The sequence below is a fragment of the Lysobacter sp. Root494 genome, assembly GCF_001427225.1.
Taxonomy (GTDB): Bacteria; Pseudomonadota; Gammaproteobacteria; order Xanthomonadales; family Xanthomonadaceae; genus Agrilutibacter.
Genome location: NZ_LMFH01000001.1, coordinates 656,142 through 677,363, shown reverse-complemented (window position 1 = coordinate 677,363; position 21,222 = coordinate 656,142). Strand labels below are relative to the sequence as shown.

21 protein-coding genes are annotated in these 21,222 nt (G+C 65.7%); 11 read left to right on the top strand and 10 right to left on the bottom strand.

What is annotated here, in order from left to right:
• Nucleotides 1-54 precede the first annotated feature (54 nt).
• The 3 genes from ASD14_RS02855 (at nucleotide 55) to ASD14_RS02845 (ending at nucleotide 2,416) form a co-directional block, all read left to right on the top strand.
• Entirely contained in the window at nucleotides 55-624 is a 570-nt protein-coding gene (locus ASD14_RS02855; RefSeq protein ID WP_056128523.1) for a DUF6580 family putative transport protein, read from the top strand.
• A 79-nt stretch (nucleotides 625-703) separates the two neighbouring features.
• A complete protein-coding gene (locus ASD14_RS02850; protein ID WP_056128519.1) occupies nucleotides 704-1,258 on the top strand; it encodes a cob(I)yrinic acid a,c-diamide adenosyltransferase in 555 nt (184 codons plus the stop codon).
• A 231-nt stretch (nucleotides 1,259-1,489) separates the two neighbouring features.
• Nucleotides 1,490-2,416, top strand: coding sequence for a histone deacetylase family protein (locus tag ASD14_RS02845; RefSeq protein WP_056128516.1), 927 nt, complete (start codon nucleotides 1,490-1,492; stop codon nucleotides 2,414-2,416).
• Between the two features lie 194 nt (nucleotides 2,417-2,610).
• On the opposite strand, the gene ASD14_RS02840 is transcribed toward ASD14_RS02845, so the two are convergent.
• The 6 genes from ASD14_RS02840 to ASD14_RS02820 all read right to left on the bottom strand — a co-directional run bounded on the left by ASD14_RS02840 (nucleotide 2,611) and on the right by ASD14_RS02820 (nucleotide 7,303).
• Nucleotides 2,611-3,042 carry a hypothetical protein gene (locus tag ASD14_RS02840; RefSeq protein ID WP_056128512.1) on the bottom strand — a complete coding sequence of 144 codons (432 nt, stop codon included), beginning with the start codon at nucleotides 3,040-3,042 and terminating at the stop codon, nucleotides 2,611-2,613.
• Between the two features lie 592 nt (nucleotides 3,043-3,634).
• Nucleotides 3,635-4,036 carry a hypothetical protein gene (locus ASD14_RS15885; RefSeq protein WP_157474984.1) on the bottom strand — a complete coding sequence of 134 codons (402 nt, stop codon included), beginning with the start codon at nucleotides 4,034-4,036 and terminating at the stop codon, nucleotides 3,635-3,637.
• 88 nt (nucleotides 4,037-4,124) lie between these two features.
• Entirely contained in the window at nucleotides 4,125-4,520 is a 396-nt protein-coding gene (gene gcvH, locus ASD14_RS02835) for a glycine cleavage system protein GcvH (RefSeq protein ID WP_056128510.1), read from the bottom strand.
• Nucleotides 4,521-4,639: 119 nt separating this feature from the next.
• Nucleotides 4,640-5,755 carry a glycine cleavage system aminomethyltransferase GcvT gene (gene gcvT, locus ASD14_RS02830; protein WP_056128508.1) on the bottom strand — a complete coding sequence of 372 codons (1,116 nt, stop codon included), beginning with the start codon at nucleotides 5,753-5,755 and terminating at the stop codon, nucleotides 4,640-4,642.
• Between the two features lie 165 nt (nucleotides 5,756-5,920).
• Nucleotides 5,921-6,355, bottom strand: coding sequence for an NfeD family protein (locus tag ASD14_RS02825; protein ID WP_056128505.1), 435 nt, complete (start codon nucleotides 6,353-6,355; stop codon nucleotides 5,921-5,923).
• Between the two features lie 3 nt (nucleotides 6,356-6,358).
• Nucleotides 6,359-7,303, bottom strand: a complete 945-nt coding sequence (locus ASD14_RS02820; RefSeq protein ID WP_056128503.1) for an SPFH domain-containing protein — start codon at nucleotides 7,301-7,303, stop codon at nucleotides 6,359-6,361.
• A gap of 189 nt (nucleotides 7,304-7,492) precedes the next feature.
• On the opposite strand from ASD14_RS02820, the gene ASD14_RS02815 reads away from it, so the two are divergent.
• From ASD14_RS02815 to ASD14_RS02805, 3 genes are read left to right on the top strand one after another with little or no spacing between them, the layout of a single operon-like run.
• On the top strand, nucleotides 7,493-8,140 hold the full coding sequence (locus tag ASD14_RS02815; RefSeq protein WP_235565288.1) for a sigma-70 family RNA polymerase sigma factor: 648 nt from the start codon (nucleotides 7,493-7,495) through the stop codon (nucleotides 8,138-8,140).
• Nucleotides 8,133-8,987, top strand: coding sequence for a hypothetical protein (locus ASD14_RS02810; protein WP_056128499.1), 855 nt, complete (start codon nucleotides 8,133-8,135; stop codon nucleotides 8,985-8,987). The genes ASD14_RS02815 and ASD14_RS02810 overlap by 8 nt, the downstream gene beginning before the upstream one ends.
• Nucleotides 8,988-9,028: 41 nt before the next feature.
• Nucleotides 9,029-10,198 carry a PDZ domain-containing protein gene (locus ASD14_RS02805; RefSeq protein WP_056128497.1) on the top strand — a complete coding sequence of 390 codons (1,170 nt, stop codon included), beginning with the start codon at nucleotides 9,029-9,031 and terminating at the stop codon, nucleotides 10,196-10,198.
• Nucleotides 10,199-10,269: 71 nt separating this feature from the next.
• On the opposite strand, the gene ASD14_RS02800 is transcribed toward ASD14_RS02805, so the two are convergent.
• Both ASD14_RS02800 and ASD14_RS02795 read right to left on the bottom strand, forming a co-directional pair.
• The gene (locus tag ASD14_RS02800; protein WP_056128493.1) at nucleotides 10,270-10,461 is read right to left on the bottom strand and encodes a hemin uptake protein HemP; all 192 of its coding nucleotides are present in this window, start codon (nucleotides 10,459-10,461) and stop codon (nucleotides 10,270-10,272) included.
• Between the two features lie 72 nt (nucleotides 10,462-10,533).
• Nucleotides 10,534-11,505: an aldo/keto reductase gene (locus tag ASD14_RS02795; protein ID WP_056128489.1), complete on the bottom strand. Its 972-nt coding sequence runs from the start codon at nucleotides 11,503-11,505 to the stop codon at nucleotides 10,534-10,536.
• 254 nt (nucleotides 11,506-11,759) lie between these two features.
• On the opposite strand from ASD14_RS02795, the gene ASD14_RS02790 reads away from it, so the two are divergent.
• The 3 genes from ASD14_RS02790 (at nucleotide 11,760) to ASD14_RS02780 (ending at nucleotide 17,168) form a co-directional block, all read left to right on the top strand.
• Complete coding sequence (locus tag ASD14_RS02790) at nucleotides 11,760-12,896, top strand: GGDEF domain-containing protein (RefSeq protein WP_162247666.1); 1,137 nt, start codon at nucleotides 11,760-11,762, stop codon at nucleotides 12,894-12,896.
• 137 nt (nucleotides 12,897-13,033) lie between these two features.
• Complete coding sequence (locus ASD14_RS02785; protein WP_056128484.1) at nucleotides 13,034-14,332, top strand: nucleoside transporter C-terminal domain-containing protein; 1,299 nt, start codon at nucleotides 13,034-13,036, stop codon at nucleotides 14,330-14,332.
• Between the two features lie 211 nt (nucleotides 14,333-14,543).
• A complete protein-coding gene (locus ASD14_RS02780; RefSeq protein WP_056128481.1) occupies nucleotides 14,544-17,168 on the top strand; it encodes an N-acetylmuramidase domain-containing protein in 2,625 nt (874 codons plus the stop codon).
• A 3-nt stretch (nucleotides 17,169-17,171) separates the two neighbouring features.
• Here the strand turns inward: ASD14_RS02780 and ASD14_RS02775 are convergent, their stop codons facing one another.
• Nucleotides 17,172-18,479 (bottom strand): amidohydrolase family protein, encoded by a 1,308-nt coding sequence (locus tag ASD14_RS02775; RefSeq protein WP_056128478.1) that lies wholly within the window; start codon nucleotides 18,477-18,479, stop codon nucleotides 17,172-17,174.
• A 44-nt stretch (nucleotides 18,480-18,523) separates the two neighbouring features.
• Between ASD14_RS02775 and dusB the strand changes: the two genes are divergently transcribed.
• Nucleotides 18,524-19,522 (top strand): tRNA dihydrouridine synthase DusB, encoded by a 999-nt coding sequence (gene dusB / locus ASD14_RS02770; protein WP_056128475.1) that lies wholly within the window; start codon nucleotides 18,524-18,526, stop codon nucleotides 19,520-19,522.
• Between the two features lie 273 nt (nucleotides 19,523-19,795).
• Nucleotides 19,796-20,122: a hypothetical protein gene (locus tag ASD14_RS02765; RefSeq protein WP_157474979.1), complete on the top strand. Its 327-nt coding sequence runs from the start codon at nucleotides 19,796-19,798 to the stop codon at nucleotides 20,120-20,122.
• On the opposite strand, the gene ASD14_RS02760 is transcribed toward ASD14_RS02765, so the two are convergent.
• Nucleotides 20,123-21,193, bottom strand: a complete 1,071-nt coding sequence (locus ASD14_RS02760) for a metal-dependent hydrolase (RefSeq protein ID WP_082538688.1) — start codon at nucleotides 21,191-21,193, stop codon at nucleotides 20,123-20,125.
• Nucleotides 21,194-21,222: the final 29 nt, after the last annotated feature.

Below are 21,222 nucleotides of genomic sequence, written 5' to 3'. Positions count from 1 at the left end.
GTTATGCTAACGGTCTGCGGCCGCCACCGGCCATGAACGCCACGAATACCGCCCATGAATCGTCCGAACGTCTCCTTCGCTCCCGGCCCGCTGATCCTGGGCGCCATGATCCTCGCCGCTGCGCTGACGCGGGTGATGCCGCATCCGTGGAACTTCTCGCCGGTCGAAGCGATCGCGCTGTTCGGCGGTGCGTATTTCGGATCGCGCTCGCTGGCGATCTTGGTCCCCCTGGTGGCGATGTTCGCCTCCGACCTCGCGCTGTCCGGCATCCACGGCGGCACCTACGCCACCTACTTCGGCAGTACCAGCTTCTGGCTGGTGTACGCCTGCATCGCGCTGTCCTCGGTGCTCGGCTTCGGCCTGCGCGGCAAGGTGAACGGCGTGCGCGTGCTCGGTTATTCGCTGATGGGCTCGGTGCTCTTCTTCCTCATCACCAACTTCGCGGCATGGATCGGTTCGTCGATGTATCCGCAGAACGCGGCCGGCCTGCTCGCTTCGTACATCGCCGGCATTCCGTTCTTCCAGGGCACGCTGCTGGGCACGCTGTTCTTCTCGGCGCTGCTGTTCGGCGGCTTCAGCCTGCTGCGCCACCGGATGCCGGCGCTGCGCGCGCAGACGGTGTAGGAGCGCCCCGCGGGCGCGACCTGCACAACCGCGAAAGCGATCGCGGCCATGGGCCGCTCCTACCCGGACAGGGCGAAGCATGGGCAACCGTCTTTCCAAGATCTATACGAAGACCGGCGACGACGGCACCACCGGCCTGGGTGATGGCAGCCGCGTCGCCAAGGATTCGGCCCGCGTCGCTGCGTATGGCACGGTCGACGAAGCCAATTCGTGCATCGGCCTGGTGCTGGCGGCAGAGATTCCGGACGACGTGCGTTCGCTGCTCGTGTCGGTGCAGCACCAGATGTTCGATCTCGGCGGCGAGCTGTGCATTCCCGGGCACGCGGCGATCTTCGATGCCGACATCGAGCGCCTGGAACAGCACCTCGACGCCTTCAACGACCCGCTGCCGCCGCTGAAGGATTTCATCCTCCCCGGTGGCGGCGAAGCCGCGGCCCGCTGCCATGTCGCCCGCACCGTCGTGCGCCGCGCCGAACGCGAGACCGTCACGCTGTCCCGCCATGACGCGGTGCGGCCGGAAGCCATCCGCTATCTCAACCGCCTTTCCGACCTGCTGTTCGTCCTGGCCCGCGTGCTGGCGCGTGCGAGCGGGCACGGCGAGGTGCTGTGGAACCACGAACGCCGAAAAGGATGAGGAGGGGCGCTCGCGAGCCACTGGCTCGCGCCCCGACGAACGCCCGTCCGTCTATGCCGACGGCCCGGTAGACCGCCAGGGAAGCAGGAGCGCGGTTCTTTAGCCGCGTCGCAACGCGCCGTCGCAACAGGCGTGCGAGAACAACGCTTCACTTCTTCCGCAACACGGCTTCACACGCGCCGCCACGACCTACTCGCTACGCTCAACGCGCCACCGTCACGGCTGACGTCCTTGCACTTCTACACCCACTCCGCCTGCCTCCAGCACGACACCGGTCCTGCCCACGCCGAGCGTCCGGCGCGCCTTGAAGCGGTGACTTCCGCGCTGCGCGAGGCCTTCCCGCGAGTGTCCTGGTCCGATGCACCGCGCGCGACCCGCGGACAGCTGCTGCGCGTGCACGACGACGCACTGTTGCGTCTGGTGCTGGATACGCCGGTCTCGGACAGCATCGCGCTCGATCCCGACACCGTGCTGTCGAAGGGCTCCGCCGAAGCCGCGCTGCGCGCCGCGGGTGCGGGTGTCGCCGCGGTCGATGCCGTGATCGATGCCGGACACCATGACGCGGAACCACCGCGCGTGTTCTGCGCCGTACGGCCGCCGGGCCACCACGCCACGCCCTCGGTCGCGATGGGGTTCTGCCTCTTCAACAACATTGCGGTGGCCGCGGCGCACGCGCTGGATGCGCATGGCCTGGCGCGCGTGGCGATCGTCGACTTCGACGTACACCACGGCAACGGCACGCAGGCCGCCTTCGAGGGCGACCAGCGCGTGCTCTACCTCAGCTCGCACCAGATGCCGCTGTATCCGGACACCGGTTACGCCAACGAACGCGGCGTTGGCAACATCGTCAATGCGCCGCTGCGTCCGGGCGCCGGTGGCGAGGCGTTCCGCGCGGCCTGGTCGCAGATCCTGCTGCCGGTGATCGATGCCTTCCGGCCCCAGTTGCTGTTGGTATCGGCCGGCTTCGACGCGCACCGGCTGGATCCACTGGCGCAACTGCAGCTCGAAGCCGACGATTACGCATGGCTCACCGCCGAGCTGGTGACCCTGGCCAACAAGCACGCGCGTGGCCGCCTCGTATCGATGCTGGAGGGAGGCTACGACCTCACCGCATTGCGGGAGTGCAGCGTGGCGCACGTACGCGCCCTGATGGCCTGAGCATTCAGTTACCGCAATACGGCTCCGGAGGTCGATCGGGTCTGCGCGCCCTCGCACTCTCCCGCGCCGAGCGGCAATCGTTCCGGGCAAACGCGATTTTTCCGGCGCCCCATAAAAAAACTCTCCCCCCGCCTGGGCTGCGGGGAGAGAGCGGGTGTTACGGCAATCGGGACTTTCTGTTCTTAGTCGATGACTCAGATCATCGGCGCCGGGGTGGCCGGCATGGCAGCAGCAGCGGACTTCTTCGAAGCGCGCTTCTTGCTGGCCTTCTTCGCAGGACGCTTGGCAGCCTTCTTGGCGGCCTTCTTCGCGGTCTTCTTGGCAGCCTTCTTGGCAGGACGCTTAGCGGTCTTCTTGGCGGCCTTCTTCGCGGTCTTCTTGGCAGCCTTCTTGGCAGGACGCTTAGCGGTCTTCTTGGCAGCCTTCTTCGCGGTCTTCTTGGCAGCCTTCTTGGCCGGACGCTTGGCTACCTTCTTGGTGGCCTTCTTCGCGGTCTTCTTGGCAGCCTTCTTCACTGCCTTCTTCGCGGTCTTCTTGGCGGCCTTCTTGGCGCCAGTCTTCTTGGCGACCTTCTTCGCAGCCTTCTTGGCGGCGGGCTTTTTCTTCGCAGCTTTCTTCATAGCCATGGTTGAATCCTCGTCAGTTGTGAAACGTGCCCATGAGGGCGTCGGTCTTTCGGGTTAACAACAGCCCAGTACAAAACCTGCCGTGGGCGAACCCACGACCAAACGCCGGTGCGCCAGGCGCACCAAAGCGAATCCATCACCCATCGCAGGCCGGCCACCTGCCCGACGGGTTGACCCGGCGCCACGCCCGGAAGCGCGTGCCAGGTCGGTTCCAAACGATTCCCCGAACGTGCCGCAAACAAAAACCCGATCCGCTGTGGGCGAACCGGGTTGGAGGCGGTCACTCGTTTGCGCGTAGGTGAGCTGCGTTTTCGCAAAGGACAGAACGCCAACGTCCACCGTCTTCATGTTGCGGGCGGAGGTCCGTTTTTTACTGCGCGTTGTCGCGATCGCTCTACTCACATTGTTCCGCAGGAAACGTCTGCTGGGCGAAACCTAATCACGGTTTTTCGGCATGTCAACAATCCCGCGTAAATTTTTTTCCGGCGCACTTCCCGGGCGTCCGGCGGTAACCGCAGGCATCGGCGCCGCCGATCCACAACCGCTGCGCTTCGAATGCAATGCACACGCGCAATGCGTTTTCGCAGAGCACTTAAATAAAGGCGTTTTTTTCGCGAAGCGTTTGCGCATCGCGCGCAGTGCCGTTGCGCAACGGCGCGTGGCAATGATGTGGAGCTGGTCGGTCAGCCACTGTTCCGGTGTTCACAAGCCGCCGACGATCGGCAGCCCGATCCGGCATCGCACAACCCGATTTGCGCAGAAACTGCGCGAACTTTTTCCGCCCGCGCACTGCGTCGCGGATGCTCGTGGCGCATCCGATCGCGTGTCGACAGTCGCCAATCGGGATGCGTGCAGGCGTGGTTCGCATAGTTGCGAACCGGCGCGAACAGGCGACGAGCATCGCGAGCGGAGCGCCGCCGCCAGGCAGGCCTGGGATCGGCTGCATGTCTTCAAGCACCACCCGGTTACCGAAGTGCGCGCGCCGATCGTCCATGCAGAAACAACGATGCCGGCGTGGAGCAATCCGGCCGGCATCGCGTGTTGTTGCTTGGCAATCGCTTCCGGGCGGAACCGCCCCGGGATCAATGCGCTTCGTCTTCCAGCAGCTCGGCGTAGTCGTCCGGGCCGAGCAGTTCGTTGAGCTGCTCGGCGTCGTCGACTTCCAGCGTGAACAGCCAACCTTCGCCGTAGGCGTCCTCGTTGATCGTTTCCGGCTTGTCGGTCAGCGCGTTGTTGATGGCGGTAACCGTGCCGGTGACCGGCGCGTACACGTCGGAAGCGGCCTTCACCGATTCGACGACGGCGCAGGCATTACCGGCCTCGACGCGATCGCCGATGTTCGGCAGCTCGACGTACACCAGGTCGCCGAGCAGGCCCTGCGCGTGATCGGAAATGCCTACGGTGACCTTGCCGTCGCCTTCGACGCGGGCCCACTCATGGGACTTGAGGAACTTGAGGTCGCCGGGGATCTCGCTCATGGGGTGCTCCGTGGATGCGTCGAATGTGTCTTGGGGGAATGGTGGAGTGCGCACCCGAAAGCGCGCCGTCGTAGTGTAGCGAAGCGCGGGCGTGCCGGATCAAGCGCACCCGTGCGCGGTCAGATTCCTTCCTGCGGCTTGCCTTCGCGCACGAACGGGAACTTCACGATGCGCACCGGCACTTCCCTGCCGCGGATGTCGACGCGGACGTTCCCAGCCGTGCCCGCAGGAACCCGTGCGAACGCGATCGCCTTGCCCAGCGTCGGCGAAAACGTACCGGACAGGATCTCGCCTTCACCATTGTCGGTGAGCACCTTCTGGCCGTGGCGCAGCACGCCCTTCTCGTCCATCACCAGGCCGATCATCTGCCTCGGCACGCCACTTGCTTTCTGCGCTTCGAGCGCGCCGCGGCCGATGAAGTCGCGCGGCTTTCCGCCGGGCTGGTCGTCCAGTGCGACGGTCCACGCCAGTGCGGCTTCGTACGGAGAAACGGTGTCGTCCATGTCCTGGCCGTAGAGATTCATGCCTGCTTCCAGGCGCAGCGTGTCGCGCGCACCGAGTCCGGCCGGCTTCACGCCCGCGGCGAGCAGTGCATTCCAGAAAGCGACCGTGTCCGCTTCAGGCACCACGATCTCGAAACCGTCCTCGCCCGTGTAACCGGTACGGGCGACGAACACATCGATGCCGTCGGCGGTCTTCGCTTCACCCGCGGCGAACTTGCCTAGCCTGGCGATTGCCGCGCGATCTTCCTCGCGCAGCAGGCCCAGCACCTTCTCGCGCGCGTTCGGTCCCTGCACGGCGATCATGCCGAAGTCAGGCCGCTCGGTGACGGTGACGTCAAAGGCCTTCGCCTGCCGGTTGATCCATGCCAGGTCCTTCTCGCGCGTGGCGGCATTCACGACCAGGCGGAAGAAATCCTCGGCGCGGTAGTACACGATCAGGTCGTCGATCACGCCGCCCTGCTCGTTGAGCATGCAGGTATACAGCGCCTTGCCCGGCGTCTTGAGCTTGTCGACGGAGTTCGCGACGAGGTGGCGCAGGAAATCGCGCACCTTCGCGCCGCGCAGGTCGACGACCGTCATGTGCGAGACGTCGAACATGCCCGCGTCGCCGCGCACCAGGTGGTGCTCGTCGATCTGCGAGCCGTAGTGGATCGGCATGTCCCAGCCGCCGAAGTCGACCATCTTGGCGCCGAGGGCACGATGGGTGTCGTTGAGGATGGTCTTCTGGGTCATTGCGGACTCTGCGGGCGCGAGGAAGTCCGTAATTATTGCAGAGGCGCGCCGGGGGACGTGCCGGCCATTCGCAGAAACCTTGTTGACGCCAGCGTATGTTGGCGCGGCGCAGTGGCCTGAAGGGGCTGGCGCCCGCCGCACACGCCAGCTGCAGGGCCCGCTCCCTTACGCCGCTTCCACCCGCAATGTCATGCCATCGGCGCCGATGATGCGTACCGCCGTGCCCGCCGGCAGGTCGGGGCCGGTCACTTCCCAGTACGCATCGGCGATCTGCACGCGGCCACGGCCGCTGGCGATCGCGCTCTCCAGCGGAACCACGCGTCCGACCAGCGCATCGGTGCGGCGATTGAGCGTCGGTCGATCGCTCACGCGTTCACGGCCGCGGAACCAGTGCCGGTACACCTGGATCGAGATGAAGCTGAGCACGACGAAGAGCGTGACCTGCGCCAGCACCGGAATGTCGAACAGCAACACCACGACGAACAGCGCCGCCGCGGCGAAACCCAGCCACAGCATGAAAGCGCCAGGCGCCATCGTTTCCAGTGCGAACAGAACCAGCGCCGCCGCCGCCCACGCCACTACCTGCCAGTCCCAACGCATGGCTCAGCTCCCGCGGCCCGGCATCGCCGGCGGCGTCTTCGCCATCGCGTCCTTCGCCAGCTCGGCGATACCGGCGAGCGAGCCGATCACGCCTGCCGATTCCATCGGCATCATCACGAACTTCTGGTTTGGCGCTTCGGCCAGCGCCTTGAACGCCTCGATGTATTTCTGCGCGACAAAGTAGTTGATCGCCTGCACGTTGCCACCGGCGATCGCGTCGGAAACGAGCTGCGTGGCCTTGGCTTCGGCTTCGGCCAGGCGCTCGCGCGCCTCGGCGGCGCGGAATGCGGCTTCCTTGCTGCCTTCGGCTTCCAGGATCACCGACTGCTTCTCGCCTTCGGCCTTGAGGATCGCTGCCTGGCGGAAACCCTCGGCCTCGAGGATGTTGGCGCGCTTCTCGCGTTCGGCCTTCATCTGCCGCGCCATCGAATCGACCAGGTCGCGCGGCGGCTGGATATCCTTGAGTTCGATGCGGTTGACCTTGAGGCCCCACGGGTGCGTCGCGGCGTCCACGGCCAGCAGCACCTTGGCGTTGATCTCGTCGCGCTTGGACAGCGATTCGTCCAGGTCGAGCGAACCGATCGAGGTGCGGATGTTGGTCATCACCAGGTTGAGGACCGCCACTTCCAGCTGCGCGACTTCATAGGCGGCCTTGGCCGCATCCAGCACCGAGAAGAAAACGATGCCGTCGACCTTCACCACCGCGTTGTCCTTGGTGATGACGTCCTGGCTCGGGACTTCGAGCACCTGTTCCATCATGTTGATCTTCCGACCCACGCCCTGGTAGATCGGCACCAGAAAATGCAAGCCCGGCGTCAACGTGTGCGTGTACTTGCCGAAGGCTTCCACCGTCCATTCGTAACCCTGCGGCACCATGCGGACGGCCTTGGACAGCACGATCACGCCCGCGAACACCACGACCACGGCCAACAACGAACCCAGCGTCATGTCGATCCCCTCCCTGAAGTTGCTCGGAGTATAGGCGCAGCTTGCGGCGGTCGGCCGTCGCTTCGCGGCGGCCGCGGATAACCCTGAACGCCTCTCCCGAATGGTCTCCGCGCCGGTTTCGGCGGCTGCGAGAACATTTTTTTGAACCGGATGCGACCTTTCCGCATCCGGGCGCATCCTTACCGTTGGATGCCGCCGAATTCCTCCTTCGCGATCGACGTACCCGACACCCTGCTGACCCGCGCGCGGACCGGGGAGCGGGCCGCGTTCGAGCAGCTGTATCGCTGGTTCGAACGGCCGGTGTTCACCCTGGCCATGCGCATGTGCGGCGACCGCGAAGAGGCTGCCGAGGTGCTGCAGGACACGATGCTGAAAGTATTGAAGCGGGTGTCGGAATTCCGCGGCGCCGGGAGCGGTGGCGAAGGCAGTCCGTTCTGGGCATGGTTGCGGCAGATCGCGGTGAACGAGGCGCTGATGCGTCTGCGCAACCGCCGCAGCCACGGCCATGAAGTGGCGATCGAGGACGAATACGCGCTGGAAGACCACGCGCCACCGCCCCCGGCGGCTGCCGACGCCGCGCAGCTGCAGCGCGCGCTCGCGCAACTTCCCGCCATCACCCGTAGCGTGTTGTGGCTGTATCACGCCGAGGGTTACACACATGAAGAAATCGCGGTGCTGATGCAACGCACCACGAGCTTCTCCAAATCGCAACTTGCGCGCGGCGGACGCCGCCTGCGCCAGCTGCTCGAAGGTTCCGGTGCGGAATCGAACACCGCGCTAACGAACGCCAGTGACGTTCCCACACCGGCTGCAACATTAGAGGTGCGTCATGCCTGACTTCTTCAACGACCGCATGGAAAGTGCTCCGAATGGATGGAGCGAGGCATTCGCGGCGCTGCCCATGGAAACGCCGCCTGCGGATGCCTGGACCCGAATCACGCGCGCGCTCGACGCTCCGGCATCACGTCGCGGTGCGATGCAGCGCGAACGCCGCATGAGCTGGATGATCGGGTTGGCGAGCGCCGCTGTGTTGACGGCAGTGGCCTGGTCGCCACTGTCGCTCCGGCTGCAGGGCGGCATTGAAACGACGCGGCCCACCATGGCCACAGCGGAAGCGCCTGGACTGCGCGGACCGGCGGCGCCGCTGCGCAGTGAAACAATCTCCACGGCGCCGGCCACCAAGCCGGCTGCCGAAGACATCCGTGTTGCGTCTTCCGAGGTTTCCACGCGTGCCCCGAAGTCCACGCACCGCAAGCCGGCTCGCACTACGCGGGTTGCAGCGAAGCGGCCGCACGAGGAATCGACTCTTCCCATGCTGGCCGCAACTTCGGAAAAGGTGCAACCGGATACGGCTCCGCTTACCGCTTCAACGACGACGGAAGCAGCAGTGGACCCGTTGCAGAAACTGAAAACCCAATCCGCCCAGCTCGAAGCACTCGTCATCCTCGCCCGCGACGAACGCGTGGCGAATGCGAGCAGCGAACTGTTGAGCAGCGAACTCGATTCCGGCATCGCTGCCGTCGATGCGGCGCTGGCGCAGCCGGACCTTGCCGATGCGCGAAAACAGGAACTCTGGCAGCAACGCGTGGACCTGCTGCAGCAGCTTGCCGGGGTCGAAGCGACTTCGCGCTGGCTCGCGGCCCAGGGCGCGTCCAATGACACCGCGCTGGTCAGCGTCTATTGATCGACCAACGAACTTCAGCCGATTCATCAGTGGAGATGTCCATGAAGCGCCTCACTCCCCTCACCACCGCACTCGCGTCAGCCGTCGCGCTCGCACTGGCCTTCGGTGCCTTCGCGCAAGCCGCGCCTGACGCCGCGAAGGACAAGGAACTCGCCGCCGCCCGCGAGGAACTGCATCGCGCCGCGCGACGCGTTGCCGAACTTTCCCGCGACCATGCCGGTCCGCGCGACATGGTCGTCGAACGACGACTGCTGCAACGTCCGGTGCTGGGCGTCATTCTCGAACCCGATGACGGCGCGGGCGTGCGCATCGCGGCTGTGACGCCGGAGGGTGGCGCTGCGAAAGCCGGCCTGCGCAGCGGCGATCGCATCACCGCGATTGAAGGCAAGCCGCTTGCGGGTTCCGATGCCAACGCGCGCCTGGCCGATGCCCGCGCGCGCCTGCGCGCGCTCGACACAAAAACGCCGGTCGCGCTGGGCTATGTGCGCGATGGGCGCAATGCCAGCGTCAAGGTGACGCCGGGCACCGGCGACCACCTGATCATGCTGCACAACAGCGACGGCGATTTCGAGTTCAGTGGTGCACCGGGCATGCACATCGGTCCGGATGGAGAGTTCAGCGGTGAAGCGCGCGTCGTCCAATTCGCACCTGGCGGAGTCGCTCCGCAGATCCGTCGCGAGATCATCCGCGAGGAACTCTGCGATGACGACGCCGACTGCCGGATGCCGCTGCTGGCGGAAGCCTTCCGCTGGAACGGACTGAATCTCGCATCGGTCGACAGGAACCTCGGCCATTACTTCGGCACCGATCGCGGCGTGCTGGTGCTCAGCATTCCCGAAGGCATGGGCGGGTTGCAGCCTGGCGACGTGCTGCAGAAAGTCGACGGCAAGGTCGTGAACACGCCGCGCGAAGTGATGGCGGCCGCGCACGCGCGCGCACCCGGCAACGCCGTGCCGGTCGAATACCTGCGCGATCGCAAGGTGCTGAGCACAAAGGTGACACTGCCCGAACGCGCGGTCCTGCGCCTGCCGCCGCCGCCACCGCCTGCGCCACCCGCGCCTCCGGCTCCTCCGGCTCCTCCGGCGCCACGTTCCGCTCCGCACGCGAACGCAGCGCCTGCACCGTTTGCGGCGCCCGCGCCGCCTTCACCACCAGCAGCGCCGGAAGCTCCGGTTCCTCCTCCGCCGCCGGAGCCGCTGACGCTGTTGTAGGCAACAAAAAAGAAGCCCAGTCCGAGCGGACTGGGCTTCAAGCTTCTGCGGGGGGAGAGAGAAGCAGAACGTTATTTCGTGAGGATCAGCTTGTCGTTGCGCGTGTGCCGCAGGCGATAGACCTCATTGCCGTGCCGGATCAGCACTTCGCGCGTACCGCGCAGCAAGGCATCGCTTTCGACCGCCGGCGACACCGGCGATGAGCGCGGGAAGTCCGCGCGGACCGGGCGATGCACCAGATGCAGGACGGGACGCTGGGCCATGGCGGATGTCTCGTTCGGGTGTTTCTCAGATGATAATCATTCTCATTTGATTTGCAACACCGTGCCGGACCTTCAGGCAGCGGCTGCCTCGATGCGCGCCCACTCGTCTTCGCCGAGGCTTAGGTAAAGCTCCAGCGCCTGCAGGTTCTGCACCAGCTGCTCGACCCGGCTCGCGCCCAGGATCACGCTCGACACGTGCGGGTTACGCAGGCACCAAGCGATGGCCATCGTCGCTGGCGCATGCCCCATTTCTTTCGCGGTCGCGGCAAAGCGCGCGGACCGCTCCATGCGATGCGCATCGCTGTCGCCGACCACGATGCGCTGTAGCCAGCCCATGCCTTCGCGTCCGAGTCGCGCATCGTCGGTCATGCCGGCCGCGTACTTGCCGGTCAGCAATCCGGAGGCCAAGGGCGAAAAGGTCGTGGTGCCGAGGCCGAGCTCCGCATACAGCGGTGCATATTCCATTTCCACGCGCTCGCGGTGCAGCAGGTTGTACTGCGGCTGTTCCATCGTCGGTGCGTGCAGGTGCGATGCGCGCGCGATCCTGTGCGCTTCGCGAATGAGCGAAGCAGGCCATTCGGACGTTCCCCAGTACAGCACCTTGCCCTGGCGGATCAGCGCATCCATCGCCCATACCGTTTCTTCCACCGGCGTGTCCGGATCGGGGCGATGGCAGTAATAGAGATCGAGATAGTCGACGCGAAGGCGCTTCAGCGCGGCATGGCACGCGTCGGTGACGTGCTTGCGCGAGAGACCTTTCTGCGTCGGTTTCGGATCGACCGCCGAGCCGAACAGCACCTTGCTCGACACGCAGTAGCCATCGCGGGGCAGCCGCAGATCGGCAATCACGTCGCCCATCACCGTTTCCGCGTTGCCGTTCGCGTAACCCTCGGCGTTGTCGAAGAAGTTGATGCCATGGTCCCAGGCCGCCGCGACCAGGTCGCGCGACACGCCGCGTCCGATCTGCGCGCCAAATGTCAGCCAGGCGCCAAAGGAAAGGGCCGACAGCTGCAGGCCGGACGAACCGAGACGGCGGTAGTGCATGGAGGGTCTGCCGATGTGTGGGAAGTGGGTCGCGCTGGCGCCGGGGCGACGCTGGGCAAGGAAGAGCGAGGAAGTGTATGTCGATACACGCCCGAGTGATGACGCCGCCCAGCGTCGCCCCGGCGCCAGCCCGAAGGGTTGCCCTTCAGGACAACGCGATCCGCTGCCCACGCATTGGCAGACCCTGCTCCGTGAAATCGTTCGCGTTGGCGTGCATGCTACCGCCGGCCGCCCCGACTGCGTGGAGAAGCTACGTGCAGGTTTTCGTCCGCCACATCCGCGACATGCTTCCCCTGCTGCTCGCGCAGCCTGACGAAGTGATGCTCGAAGTCGGCTCGGGAGGCGAGCTCATCGTCGCCCGCCTGCGTGCCGTCATCGCATTGCTGCTGTTGCTGCTGCCGCTGATCAACGCGGCCAGCGGTGGCAGCGTGCGCGAAACCATGATCGGGCTCGGCGGAGCGGTCTTCGTGAACGTCTTCGCCCAGGTCTGGCTGTCGCTTGCCCGCAGCCGGCGTGCGCATCGCTGGCTGCCGTTCGCAACCAGCGCCTTCGACGTCACGGCCGCGACGCTGGTACTGGTGGTGCTGGCCTTCAATCACCTGCCATCCGCGCTCAACAGCATGGTGGTTTGGTGCGGCTACCTGCTCGCGATCCTTTTGACCGCGCTGCGCGGCGACGTCCGCGTCACCCTGTTTGCGGGCGGTCTGGCGCTGGCGGAATACGCGCTGCTCGTGATCGTAGCCTTCGACTCCGCGACCTCGCCGGAACAGCTGATTTCAGCCGACTATGGCGCGGTCACCGTAGGCACGCAGGTACAACGGCTGGTCCTGCTGACCATTACCACGCTCATGACCGCGATGGTGACGTTCCGCATGCAGCGCGTGGTGGAGATGTCGGGAACCGACGGCCTCACCGGCCTGCCCAATCGCGTCTGGCTGCTGCACCGCGCGCCGCGCGCGATGGACGCCGTGCAACGCGACGGCAGCAGCCTGTCGCTGGCGCTGATCGACATCGACAACTTCAAGCGCGTGAACGACGAAGCCGGCCATCGCGCCGGCGATCGCGCACTCAAGCATGTGGTCACCGTGTTGCGCGAGGGTGCGGAACCCGGCGAAAGCCTGGTGCGCATCGGCGGCCAGGAATTCGTGCTGCTGATGCGCAAACCGATCGGCAGCGCGTGGGAACGCGTCGACGCATTGCGCCGCCAGTTGCTGCAGCGACCTTTCGAACCCGAACGCGGCGGCGAACCGTTCCGCCTGAGCCTCAGCGCCGGCCTCGCGACCTATCCGCAGGAAGGCGCCGACCTCTCGCGCCTGCTGCGCCGTGCCGACCAGCGCCTGCAGGAGGCCAAGCGCGAAGGGCGCAACCGGGTCGTCGCGCGCGATACCTGAACCACACAGCGGATTTCCCTCTCCCGATAGAGCGCAGGCTGCGATTCCCGAAGATTCGGCTCACTTCGGTTGCCCGCACCAGCCCCTCACCGCTACGCTGCGGCGAATTTACGCCGTCACCGGCACAGGGGAACTGAGTGGAAGCACTGGCACGCGTCGCCTTCGGCCTGTTTGGCCTGGCCGTCCTGATCGGACTGGCCTGGTTGTTCTCGGCCAACAAGAAATCGGTGGATTGGAAGCTGGTCGGCGTGGGTGTCAGCCTGCAGATCGCGTTTGCGGCCCTCGTGCTGCTGGTGCCAGGGGGCAAGGATGTCTTCGACGCGCTCGGCCGCGGCTTCGTGAAGCTGCTCGAGTTCACCGGCGTCGGCACCCAGCTGATCTTCGGCGACTTGTCGCAGAGCGCGAAGTTCGGCTTCATCTTCGCCTTCCAGGTGCTGCCGACGATCATCTTCTTCGCTGCACTGATGGGCATGCTCTACCACCTCGGCGTGATGCAGTGGATCGTGCGCGGCATGGCCTGGGCGATCACCAAGCTGATGCGGGTTTCGGGTGCCGAAACCACCAGCGTGTGCGCCAGCGTCTTCATCGGCCAGACCGAAGCGCCACTGACGATCCGACCCTACATCGGCCGCATGACGCAATCGGAACTGCTGACGATCATGGTCGGCGGCATGGCGCACATCGCGGGCGGCGTGCTGGCAGCCTACGTAGGCATGCTCAGCGGCGGCGATCCGGTGCAGGGCGCGTACTACGCCAAGCACCTGCTCACCGCATCGATCATGGCCGCGCCGGCGACGCTGGTGATCTCCAAGGTCCTCATGCCGGAAGTGGGCGAGCCGCTCACCCGCGGCAAGGTGAAGATGGAAGTCGAGAAGAGCACCGCGAACGTCATCGACGCGGCGGCTGCGGGCGCCAGCGACGGCCTGCGCCTCGCACTGAACGTCGGCGCGATGCTACTCGCCTTCACTGCACTGATCGCGCTGATCAACTGGCCGCTGCGCGAACTCGGCGAAGCCACCGGCATGGCGGCTGCGCTCGGCAAGCCGACCGACCTCGGCACCCTGCTCGGCTACGTGCTCTCGCCAATTGCCTGGGTGATCGGCGTTCCGTGGCAGGACGCGACCACTGTCGGCGGCCTCATCGGCCAGAAGATCGTGCTCAACGAATTCATCGCCTACCTGCAGCTGTCGGACATCATCAATGGCAAGACGCCGGGCGTCGTGCTGAGCGAACAGGGCAAGCTGATCGCGACATATGCACTGTGCGGCTTCGCCAACTTCAGTTCGATCGCGATACAGATCGGCGGCATCGGCGGACTGGCACCGGAGCGTCGCCATGACCTCGCCCGTCTCGGCCTGAAGGCGGTGCTCGGCGGCTCGATCGCCACATTCATGACCGCCACGATTGCCGGCGTGCTGACCAGTTTCGCTGGCTGACTCCAGCCTTCAGCGAAGTGAAGAAAACGGGCCGCATCGCGGCCCGTTTTCGTTTCAGCACCGGCGTCTCAATCCCGCCGGCCTCTTGCGTACAGTCTTCACATTCAGATCCGGCGCCATCCCCGCTGCAGTGGCATTCTGCGCGCTGCAGGACAGATGCCTGATCCACCCCGCACCGAGGATACCCACGGACCGGAGCAAGGAGACGCACATGAGCACTGCGACCCAGCCGCGAAACCACGAATCCGCAGCGGCCAACAACCGCATCATTGCCGCCAGCGACTGGCGCGACTTCGCTCAGGCGCTGGAGATCGAGGAAGCCACGTTGCGCGCCGTGGCCGAAGTCGAATCCACTGGCAGCGGTTTTTTGCCCGCGCCCTCCGGCAAACCGAAGGTCCTGTTCGAAGGCCACGCCTTCCATCGGCTCACCGGCGGCCGCTACAGCTCGGAACATCCGGACATCAGCCATCCCAAATGGAGCCGGCGCAGGTACTCGGGCTCGCTCGCGGGCGAGTGGCGCCGGCTCGATGCGGCATGCCGGCTCGATCGCACCGCCGCACTGCAGTCGGCGAGCTGGGGCCTGTTCCAGATCATGGGATTCAACTACCCGTACTGCGGCTGCGAAGACGTGGAAACCTTCGTCGCGAAGCAGTACGAAAGTGCGGCGCAGCAACTCGCCCTGTTCGTGAAGTTCGTTTCGCGGCCGCCGTTGCTGCCTGCGCTGCGTACGCGCAACTGGAAAGCGTTCGCGCGGGCCTACAACGGGCCCGGTTTCGCTACGAACCATTACGACGGCAAACTGGCGGCGGCCTACGGGCGCTGGACGCGGTCACCTTCGCGCACTGGCAAGGCATCCGCTACGCAACGACGCGCTGCCGAATCCACCTCCACATTGCCGCCGGGCCGCGAGAGCTTCGCCGCGGTTGCCGAGATCCGCCGCGAGAACCCGCGCCGTCGCAATGTGCGCCCGGATGCCGTCGATCTGCGCGACTGGGAATACCGGCCGAACATCGCAATCGCGCCGGACGCGCGGCTCATACCCAACGATCCGGCATCGACCAAGCAGCAGGGCCAGAGCAATGCCTGCACCGGCTTTGCGCTGGCGACGGTGATCGAATACCTGCTCGATCGCAGCCAGCGCCCGGTCGAAACCATGTCCGGCTACATGCTTTACAGCATGGCGCGCCGCTATGACGAATGGGCGGAGGAAGGCGACGAGAGCGACAGCGGTTCCTCGCTGCGCGGAGCACTCAAGGGCTGGTCACGCCATGGCGCGAGCGCCGAACGGCTCTGGCGCACGTTGCAGATGCCGAAATGCGATGTCGGTGAAAGCGACTGGTGGCTGGATGCGGTGAAGCGGCCGATGGGCGCGTACTACCGCATCGATCCGAAGAACATTCGCGACATGCACGTGGCGCTCACCGAAGTCGGCGCGATCTATGCCAGCGCGTACACGCACACAGGCTGGGACACGCTGCTGGCGTCCAAGGGATCGCCGGCACCGACTTCCATCGACGACATTCCGGTACTGCCGGCCGGCAGCGGTGCGCGCGACCAGGGCCATGCTTTCGCGATCGTCGGTTACACGCGCGACGGCTTCATCGTGCAGAACTCGTGGGGCCGGAGTTGGGGCCGCGGCGGCTTCGCGGTGCTGCCTTACGAGGACTGGCTGGCGAACGCAATGGATTGCTGGGTCGTGCAGTTGGGCGTCGTTACTGCCGAGCACGAACGCGTGGCACGCGCGCCTTCGCTGCGCACCGATCCGGCGGGCAAGGCGATTGTTTCTCGCGATCCCACCCTCGCCTTCCACGAGATCGCACCGTTCGTGATCGACATGGAAAACGAAGGCCAGCTGAGCCAGCGCGGCCGCTTCCGCACCGGCCCCGACGACCTGCGCCTGCTGGTCGAACACCACCTGCCGCACGCGGCGAATCTGTGGGACGCGAAACGCACGGGGCACATCGATGTCGCGATCTACGCGCACGGCGGCCTGACCAGCGAAGACGCCGCAGCCGAAACCGCACGCGCATGGATTCCGCATCTGTACTCACATCGGATCTTCCCGATCTTCCTGATGTGGGAAACCGGTGCCTTCCAGACGCTCGGCAACATCTTCGAAGACGCGGTGCGCGGCGAAGCGGAGAAGACCGGCGGCGAACGCTGGAGCCGCTTCAAGGACGAGTTGCGCGAATGGTGGAACGAGCGGCTCGAAGGCCTCGCACGCCTGCCAGGCCGCACGCTGTGGAACGAGATGAAGGACAACGCGCGCGACATCTCCGGTGCGCGCGGTGCCGGCGCGGTGCAGCTGCTCGGACTGCTGCGGAAACCTGCGGTGCGGGCAGCGCTGCCGCCGATCCGGCTTCACCTGGTCGGGCATTCCGCCGGTTCGATCGTGCAGTCGCACCTGGGCGCCGTCGCGTTGAAGCAGGGCTTCGATGTTGCCTCGATCAGCCTGATGGCGGCGGCGGTGCGGCTCGACGAATTCGATCGGCAGTTGGGCACGGCCATCGCGCAGCGACGGATTCCGGTGCTGCTTGCCAATCTCACCGATGCCGCCGAACGTGCCGACGACACCTGCAAGCCGTATGGCCACTCCTTGCTCTATCTGGTTGCGCGCTCGTTCGAAGGGCACAAGGAAACGCCGATCCTCGGCATGGAAAAACACCTGATTCCCGCCTTGCCGACGCACGGATGGGGCGCGCAGGTGCAGCAGCTGCGCTGCCCGGGATTCAGCTGGCGCCCGGGTGAAGCCGCGACGCGCGCGACGAACCATGGCGGACTGGACAACGACGATGCGGTGCGCGCGGCGGTCGCTTCGTTCATCAAATCGGCGTGAGCTTCACTCGGGAGTGACCGGCTTTCCTCGAATGACGGTCATGCGGATGCGCGTGGTGTTGCGGATGTCCTTGAGCGGATCGGCTTCCAGCACGAGCAGATCCGCGATCTTCCCGAGTTCCACGGTACCGCGCGACTGTTCCATGCCCAGCGCGGCGGCACCGTCGCGCGTCGCAGCCTGGATCGCCTGCATGGGCGTGAACCCGGCGGCTTCGACGAGCAGCGCGAGTTCTTCGTGGGTGTGCGGCAGGTCGGCATCGTCGCGGGGCTCGAACCAGTCCGTACCCGTCGTCACGCGTACGCCTGCCGCGTGCGCGAGCCGCGTGGCCTTCGCCGCCCACGCGAATGCCGCACCGGTCCAGCTCGCGTCCACCTGCGGGGAGTAGTTGCGCATCGCCTTGTAGACATAGAGCGTTGCATCGAGAAAGACGCCGCGTTCGGCCATGCGCTGGTAGAGCGCGAGCAGACGTGGATGATCGGGCGGAATACTCTCCCAAGGGCCTTGGGTACGCATGCGATAGTCGGCCGGGATGCGATCCGCTCCTTCCCAGACCAGATAGGGAGCGTGCGACAACGTACCCACGCCTGCTTCGACAAGATCGCCGGGGCCCGCAGGAAACACGGTGGCGTGCGCCGTCGTCAGCAGTCCCTGGCGAGTGGCTTCGCGAATGATCCGCTTCGAAACGCGCGGGTCGAGATCACCGTACAACTTGATGTTGGTAGCACCCGTTCCCCTGGCTTCAGCAACGGCCTGCCGCAGGTCGGTGTTCGCGGTGATCGCACGCGTCCAGGGGGCGGCTCCTGCGGGGCGACCCGCGGCCATTTCGCTCGTGGGTCCGCTGCGGAAGATGTCGGGGCCGCCGAACAGGGCGCTGTACACCACACGCGGGCCAATGAATTCGCCATTGCTGGTCGCCCGCTCGATGTCGGCGAGCGCACGCGCATCACCGGCGAGATCGCGCACCGATGTCACGCCGCCACGCGCCGCACGTTGAAGGATCATCTTCGCCTGCGTACTGGCGTCGGGAAACCGTGCGACGTGGACGTGGGTGTCGATCAGTCCGGGCATGACCCAGGCGCCGTTGAGCCCGATGCGCAACCAGCGCGCGTCAGGCTCTGGCGTCGGCATCTCGCCCTGGTCATCGATCAAGACGATCACGCCGTCGCGGGCGACCAGCCGATGGGTACTGCGCGCCGGGGCTCCGGTGCCGTCGATCAGCTGGAAATCGGTCAACTCCAGGTATTCGGCCGCACGGGTTGCCGCCGGGGCCAGGAGCAGCAGGAAAACGAGGCAAAGCAGAGGACTACGCATGTTTCCTCCGAGACCGCCAGCGTGGCGGCGACTACAATAATTGCATGCGCATCGGCCCCTTCGACATCACGCCCAAGGTGATCCTCGCCCCAATGGCGGGCGTCACCGACAAGCCCTTCCGGGTGCTGTGCAAGCGCCTCGGCGCGGGGTTGTGCGCGTCGGAGATGACAACGTCGGATCCGCGCTTCTGGGACACGGCGAAATCGCGCCATCGCATGGACCACGCGGGCGAGCCCGCGCCGATCAGCGTGCAGATCGCGGGCACCGTGCCGGCCGTGATGGCCGATGCCGCGCGTTACAACGTCGATCACGGCGCGCAGATCATCGACATCAACATGGGTTGTCCGGCGAAAAAAGTCTGCAATGCCTGGGCCGGTTCCGCGCTGATGCGCGATGAAGCACTCGTCGCGCGCATCCTCGAAGCCGTGGCCGGGGCCGTCGACGTGCCGGTCACGCTGAAGATCCGCACCGGCTGGGCCGCCGGCCAACGCAACGCGGTGACGATCGCGCGTATCGCCGAAGCGGCCGGTATCGCTGCGCTCGCCGTTCACGGCCGCACGCGCGACCAGCAGTACACCGGCGTCGCCGAGTACGACACCATCGCCGAGATCAAGTCGCAGCTGTCGATTCCCGTGATTGCCAACGGCGATATCGACTCGCCGCAAAAGGCCGCTTCCGTGCTCACCCGCACGGGTGTCGACGCGGTGATGATCGGGCGAGCGGCACAGGGGCGGCCGTGGATCTTCCGCGAAATCGCCCATCACCTCGCGACAGGCGGGGCATTACCCGAGCCATCGCTGGCGGAAATCCGCGACATCCTGCTGTCGCACCTGCAACACCTCCACGCGTTCTACGGCGAGCAATCCGGCGTGCGCATCGCGCGCAAGCACCTGGGCTGGTATGCGAAGGATCGCCCTGAAAATTCGGCATTTCGCGCGGTAGTGAACCGTGCGGAAACCGCGGACATGCAGCTTCGGCTGACACGCGATTACTTCGATGCGCTGGTGGCTGGCGTGGTGCCGGACCTGCCCGTCGCCGCGTGATGTGTTCCTTGCCCCCGACCGGGTGGCAAAGGTAGCGACTGAAAATTTTTCCGTACTCACTTGCACAAACGCGGGCGTCGCTTTGATTGTTCTTGCTTGCTGACTGTGCACGCGTTGCCGCAACGATGATGCGTTGCGTGAGCGATGACGAAAGTCACACCGTCCAATGGGTGATGTAATTGCTGCGAGCATTCTCCGAAACTGTCACCACGGAATGTGTTCAACGAGCCCCCGCCCGATGCATTCCGAAGTCGACACCGACAGGAGACAACAGTGAACATCAGGCTCGTACTACTCGCGGCCACCTTGGCTGCCATGTCCGCTCCGGCATTCGCCGGCGACAATCCTTGCAACCAGCTGGCCCGCGAAACCGGACTCAGCGAACGCAAGATCAACATGGTCCTCGGCAACCGCACGTCATTCGCGGAATATCCGTACACCTACGAACGCAGCGTCGCGACGCTTCGCAGGGCGATCGGTGAAAGCCGCTACGACCAGCTCATGAACAAAGGCAACCTGATTGCCGCATCCGTGGATACCAAGGCCGTCGCCCTGCTTGCCGCCCTGGATGAAAACCGCCGCAACGCCCGCACCCCATAGTCAACCTTGCCTCTGGCGGTATGCCGGAGCATCCGTCGAAGTGGACTGCGATGTCGGTGGCGAGGATTCTGGAGGTGCACGCCAGATCCGCCGCCACATCGCATCCAGCCGGCGACTGGCTTCCCACGGCCATCGCAATTGCTGGGGTGCCATTTCCTGCCAACGCACGCCATCGCGCCTGGCAACCGCGAAACGGAACGAGTAATCCGGTTCCGAACCCATGCGCAGGTCTGACAGCACCAGCAGTTCACCGCGCCGCTGCGCCTTCATGAAGCCGTGGTTGAACCAGCGTAGCCGCTGCACGGACGCGTAATCGCGCACGGCTTCGAGCGCATCCACGTCGCTGCCATACCGGTGGAACTGCATCGGGCCGCGATCCGCAACGAGCGAGCGCTCGGCTTCAACGAAGCCGTCCGGCGTCATCGCCACCACGCGCCACAAGAGGATGTTGAACGGCATCGGCACCGAGAAGCGCGGCGCGTCCTGGAGTCCGATCCGTGCCAGCGAGCGTTCGGCTTCACGTTCGACCTGCCACTTCGCCGCCTGCGACATCCCGAGATATACCAGCGACAAGGCGAGGCCGGCCTTCAGCGAACGCTGCGCCAGCGAACCCTTCAGCGCAAACCATGCAATCACGCACGGCACGGCCAGGCAGAGACTGAAGACCGGATCGATGATGAAGAGACTCGACCACATCGCCGGTGGCGCCTGCAACGGCCAGAACAACTGCGTGCCGTAGACGGTGAACGCGTCCAGCAACGGATGCGCGAGCAACGTGCATTGGCATATCCAGAACCAGCGTCCCGGGGCGGCTGATACGCGCCCGCCGCGGCTACGGAACCACGCCCATAACGCCCATGCCACGAACGGCAGCACCAGCAGCGAATGCGTCATGCCGCGATGGCAGACCATGCGGGTGACCGGATCGTCGCTGAGCATCAGCGGCAATACGTCGATGTCCGGCAGACTGTTCAGTGCAGCACCGGCCAGCAGCGCGGCCCGGCGCTGCGAGGCAGGTGCAAGGGCGGCCGCGATGGCGCCGCCGACGAAAAGATGGGTGATCGAGTCCATGTGCGGATCGTACAGGCGCCGCGCCGGGG

Coding starts and splice junctions, on each gene's coding strand:
- ASD14_RS02760 (WP_082538688.1), bottom strand. CDS start 21,193: ATGGACTCGATCACCCATCTTTTCGTCGGCGGCGCCATCGCGGCCGCC.
- ASD14_RS02805 (WP_056128497.1), top strand. CDS start 9,029: ATGAAGCGCCTCACTCCCCTCACCACCGCACTCGCGTCAGCCGTCGCG.
- dusB (WP_056128475.1), top strand. CDS start 18,524: ATGCGCATCGGCCCCTTCGACATCACGCCCAAGGTGATCCTCGCCCCA.
- ASD14_RS02775 (WP_056128478.1), bottom strand. CDS start 18,479: ATGCGTAGTCCTCTGCTTTGCCTCGTTTTCCTGCTGCTCCTGGCCCCG.
- ASD14_RS02795 (WP_056128489.1), bottom strand. CDS start 11,505: ATGCACTACCGCCGTCTCGGTTCGTCCGGCCTGCAGCTGTCGGCCCTT.
- ASD14_RS02850 (WP_056128519.1), top strand. CDS start 704: ATGGGCAACCGTCTTTCCAAGATCTATACGAAGACCGGCGACGACGGC.
- ASD14_RS02840 (WP_056128512.1), bottom strand. CDS start 3,042: ATGGCTATGAAGAAAGCTGCGAAGAAAAAGCCCGCCGCCAAGAAGGCT.
- ASD14_RS02780 (WP_056128481.1), top strand. CDS start 14,544: ATGAGCACTGCGACCCAGCCGCGAAACCACGAATCCGCAGCGGCCAAC.
- gcvH (WP_056128510.1), bottom strand. CDS start 4,520: ATGAGCGAGATCCCCGGCGACCTCAAGTTCCTCAAGTCCCATGAGTGG.
- ASD14_RS15885 (WP_157474984.1), bottom strand. CDS start 4,036: ATGGACGATCGGCGCGCGCACTTCGGTAACCGGGTGGTGCTTGAAGAC.
- gcvT (WP_056128508.1), bottom strand. CDS start 5,755: ATGACCCAGAAGACCATCCTCAACGACACCCATCGTGCCCTCGGCGCC.
- ASD14_RS02820 (WP_056128503.1), bottom strand. CDS start 7,303: ATGACGCTGGGTTCGTTGTTGGCCGTGGTCGTGGTGTTCGCGGGCGTG.
- ASD14_RS02815 (WP_235565288.1), top strand. CDS start 7,493: ATGCCGCCGAATTCCTCCTTCGCGATCGACGTACCCGACACCCTGCTG.
- ASD14_RS02800 (WP_056128493.1), bottom strand. CDS start 10,461: ATGGCCCAGCGTCCCGTCCTGCATCTGGTGCATCGCCCGGTCCGCGCG.
- ASD14_RS02825 (WP_056128505.1), bottom strand. CDS start 6,355: ATGCGTTGGGACTGGCAGGTAGTGGCGTGGGCGGCGGCGGCGCTGGTT.
- ASD14_RS02855 (WP_056128523.1), top strand. CDS start 55: ATGAATCGTCCGAACGTCTCCTTCGCTCCCGGCCCGCTGATCCTGGGC.
- ASD14_RS02810 (WP_056128499.1), top strand. CDS start 8,133: ATGCCTGACTTCTTCAACGACCGCATGGAAAGTGCTCCGAATGGATGG.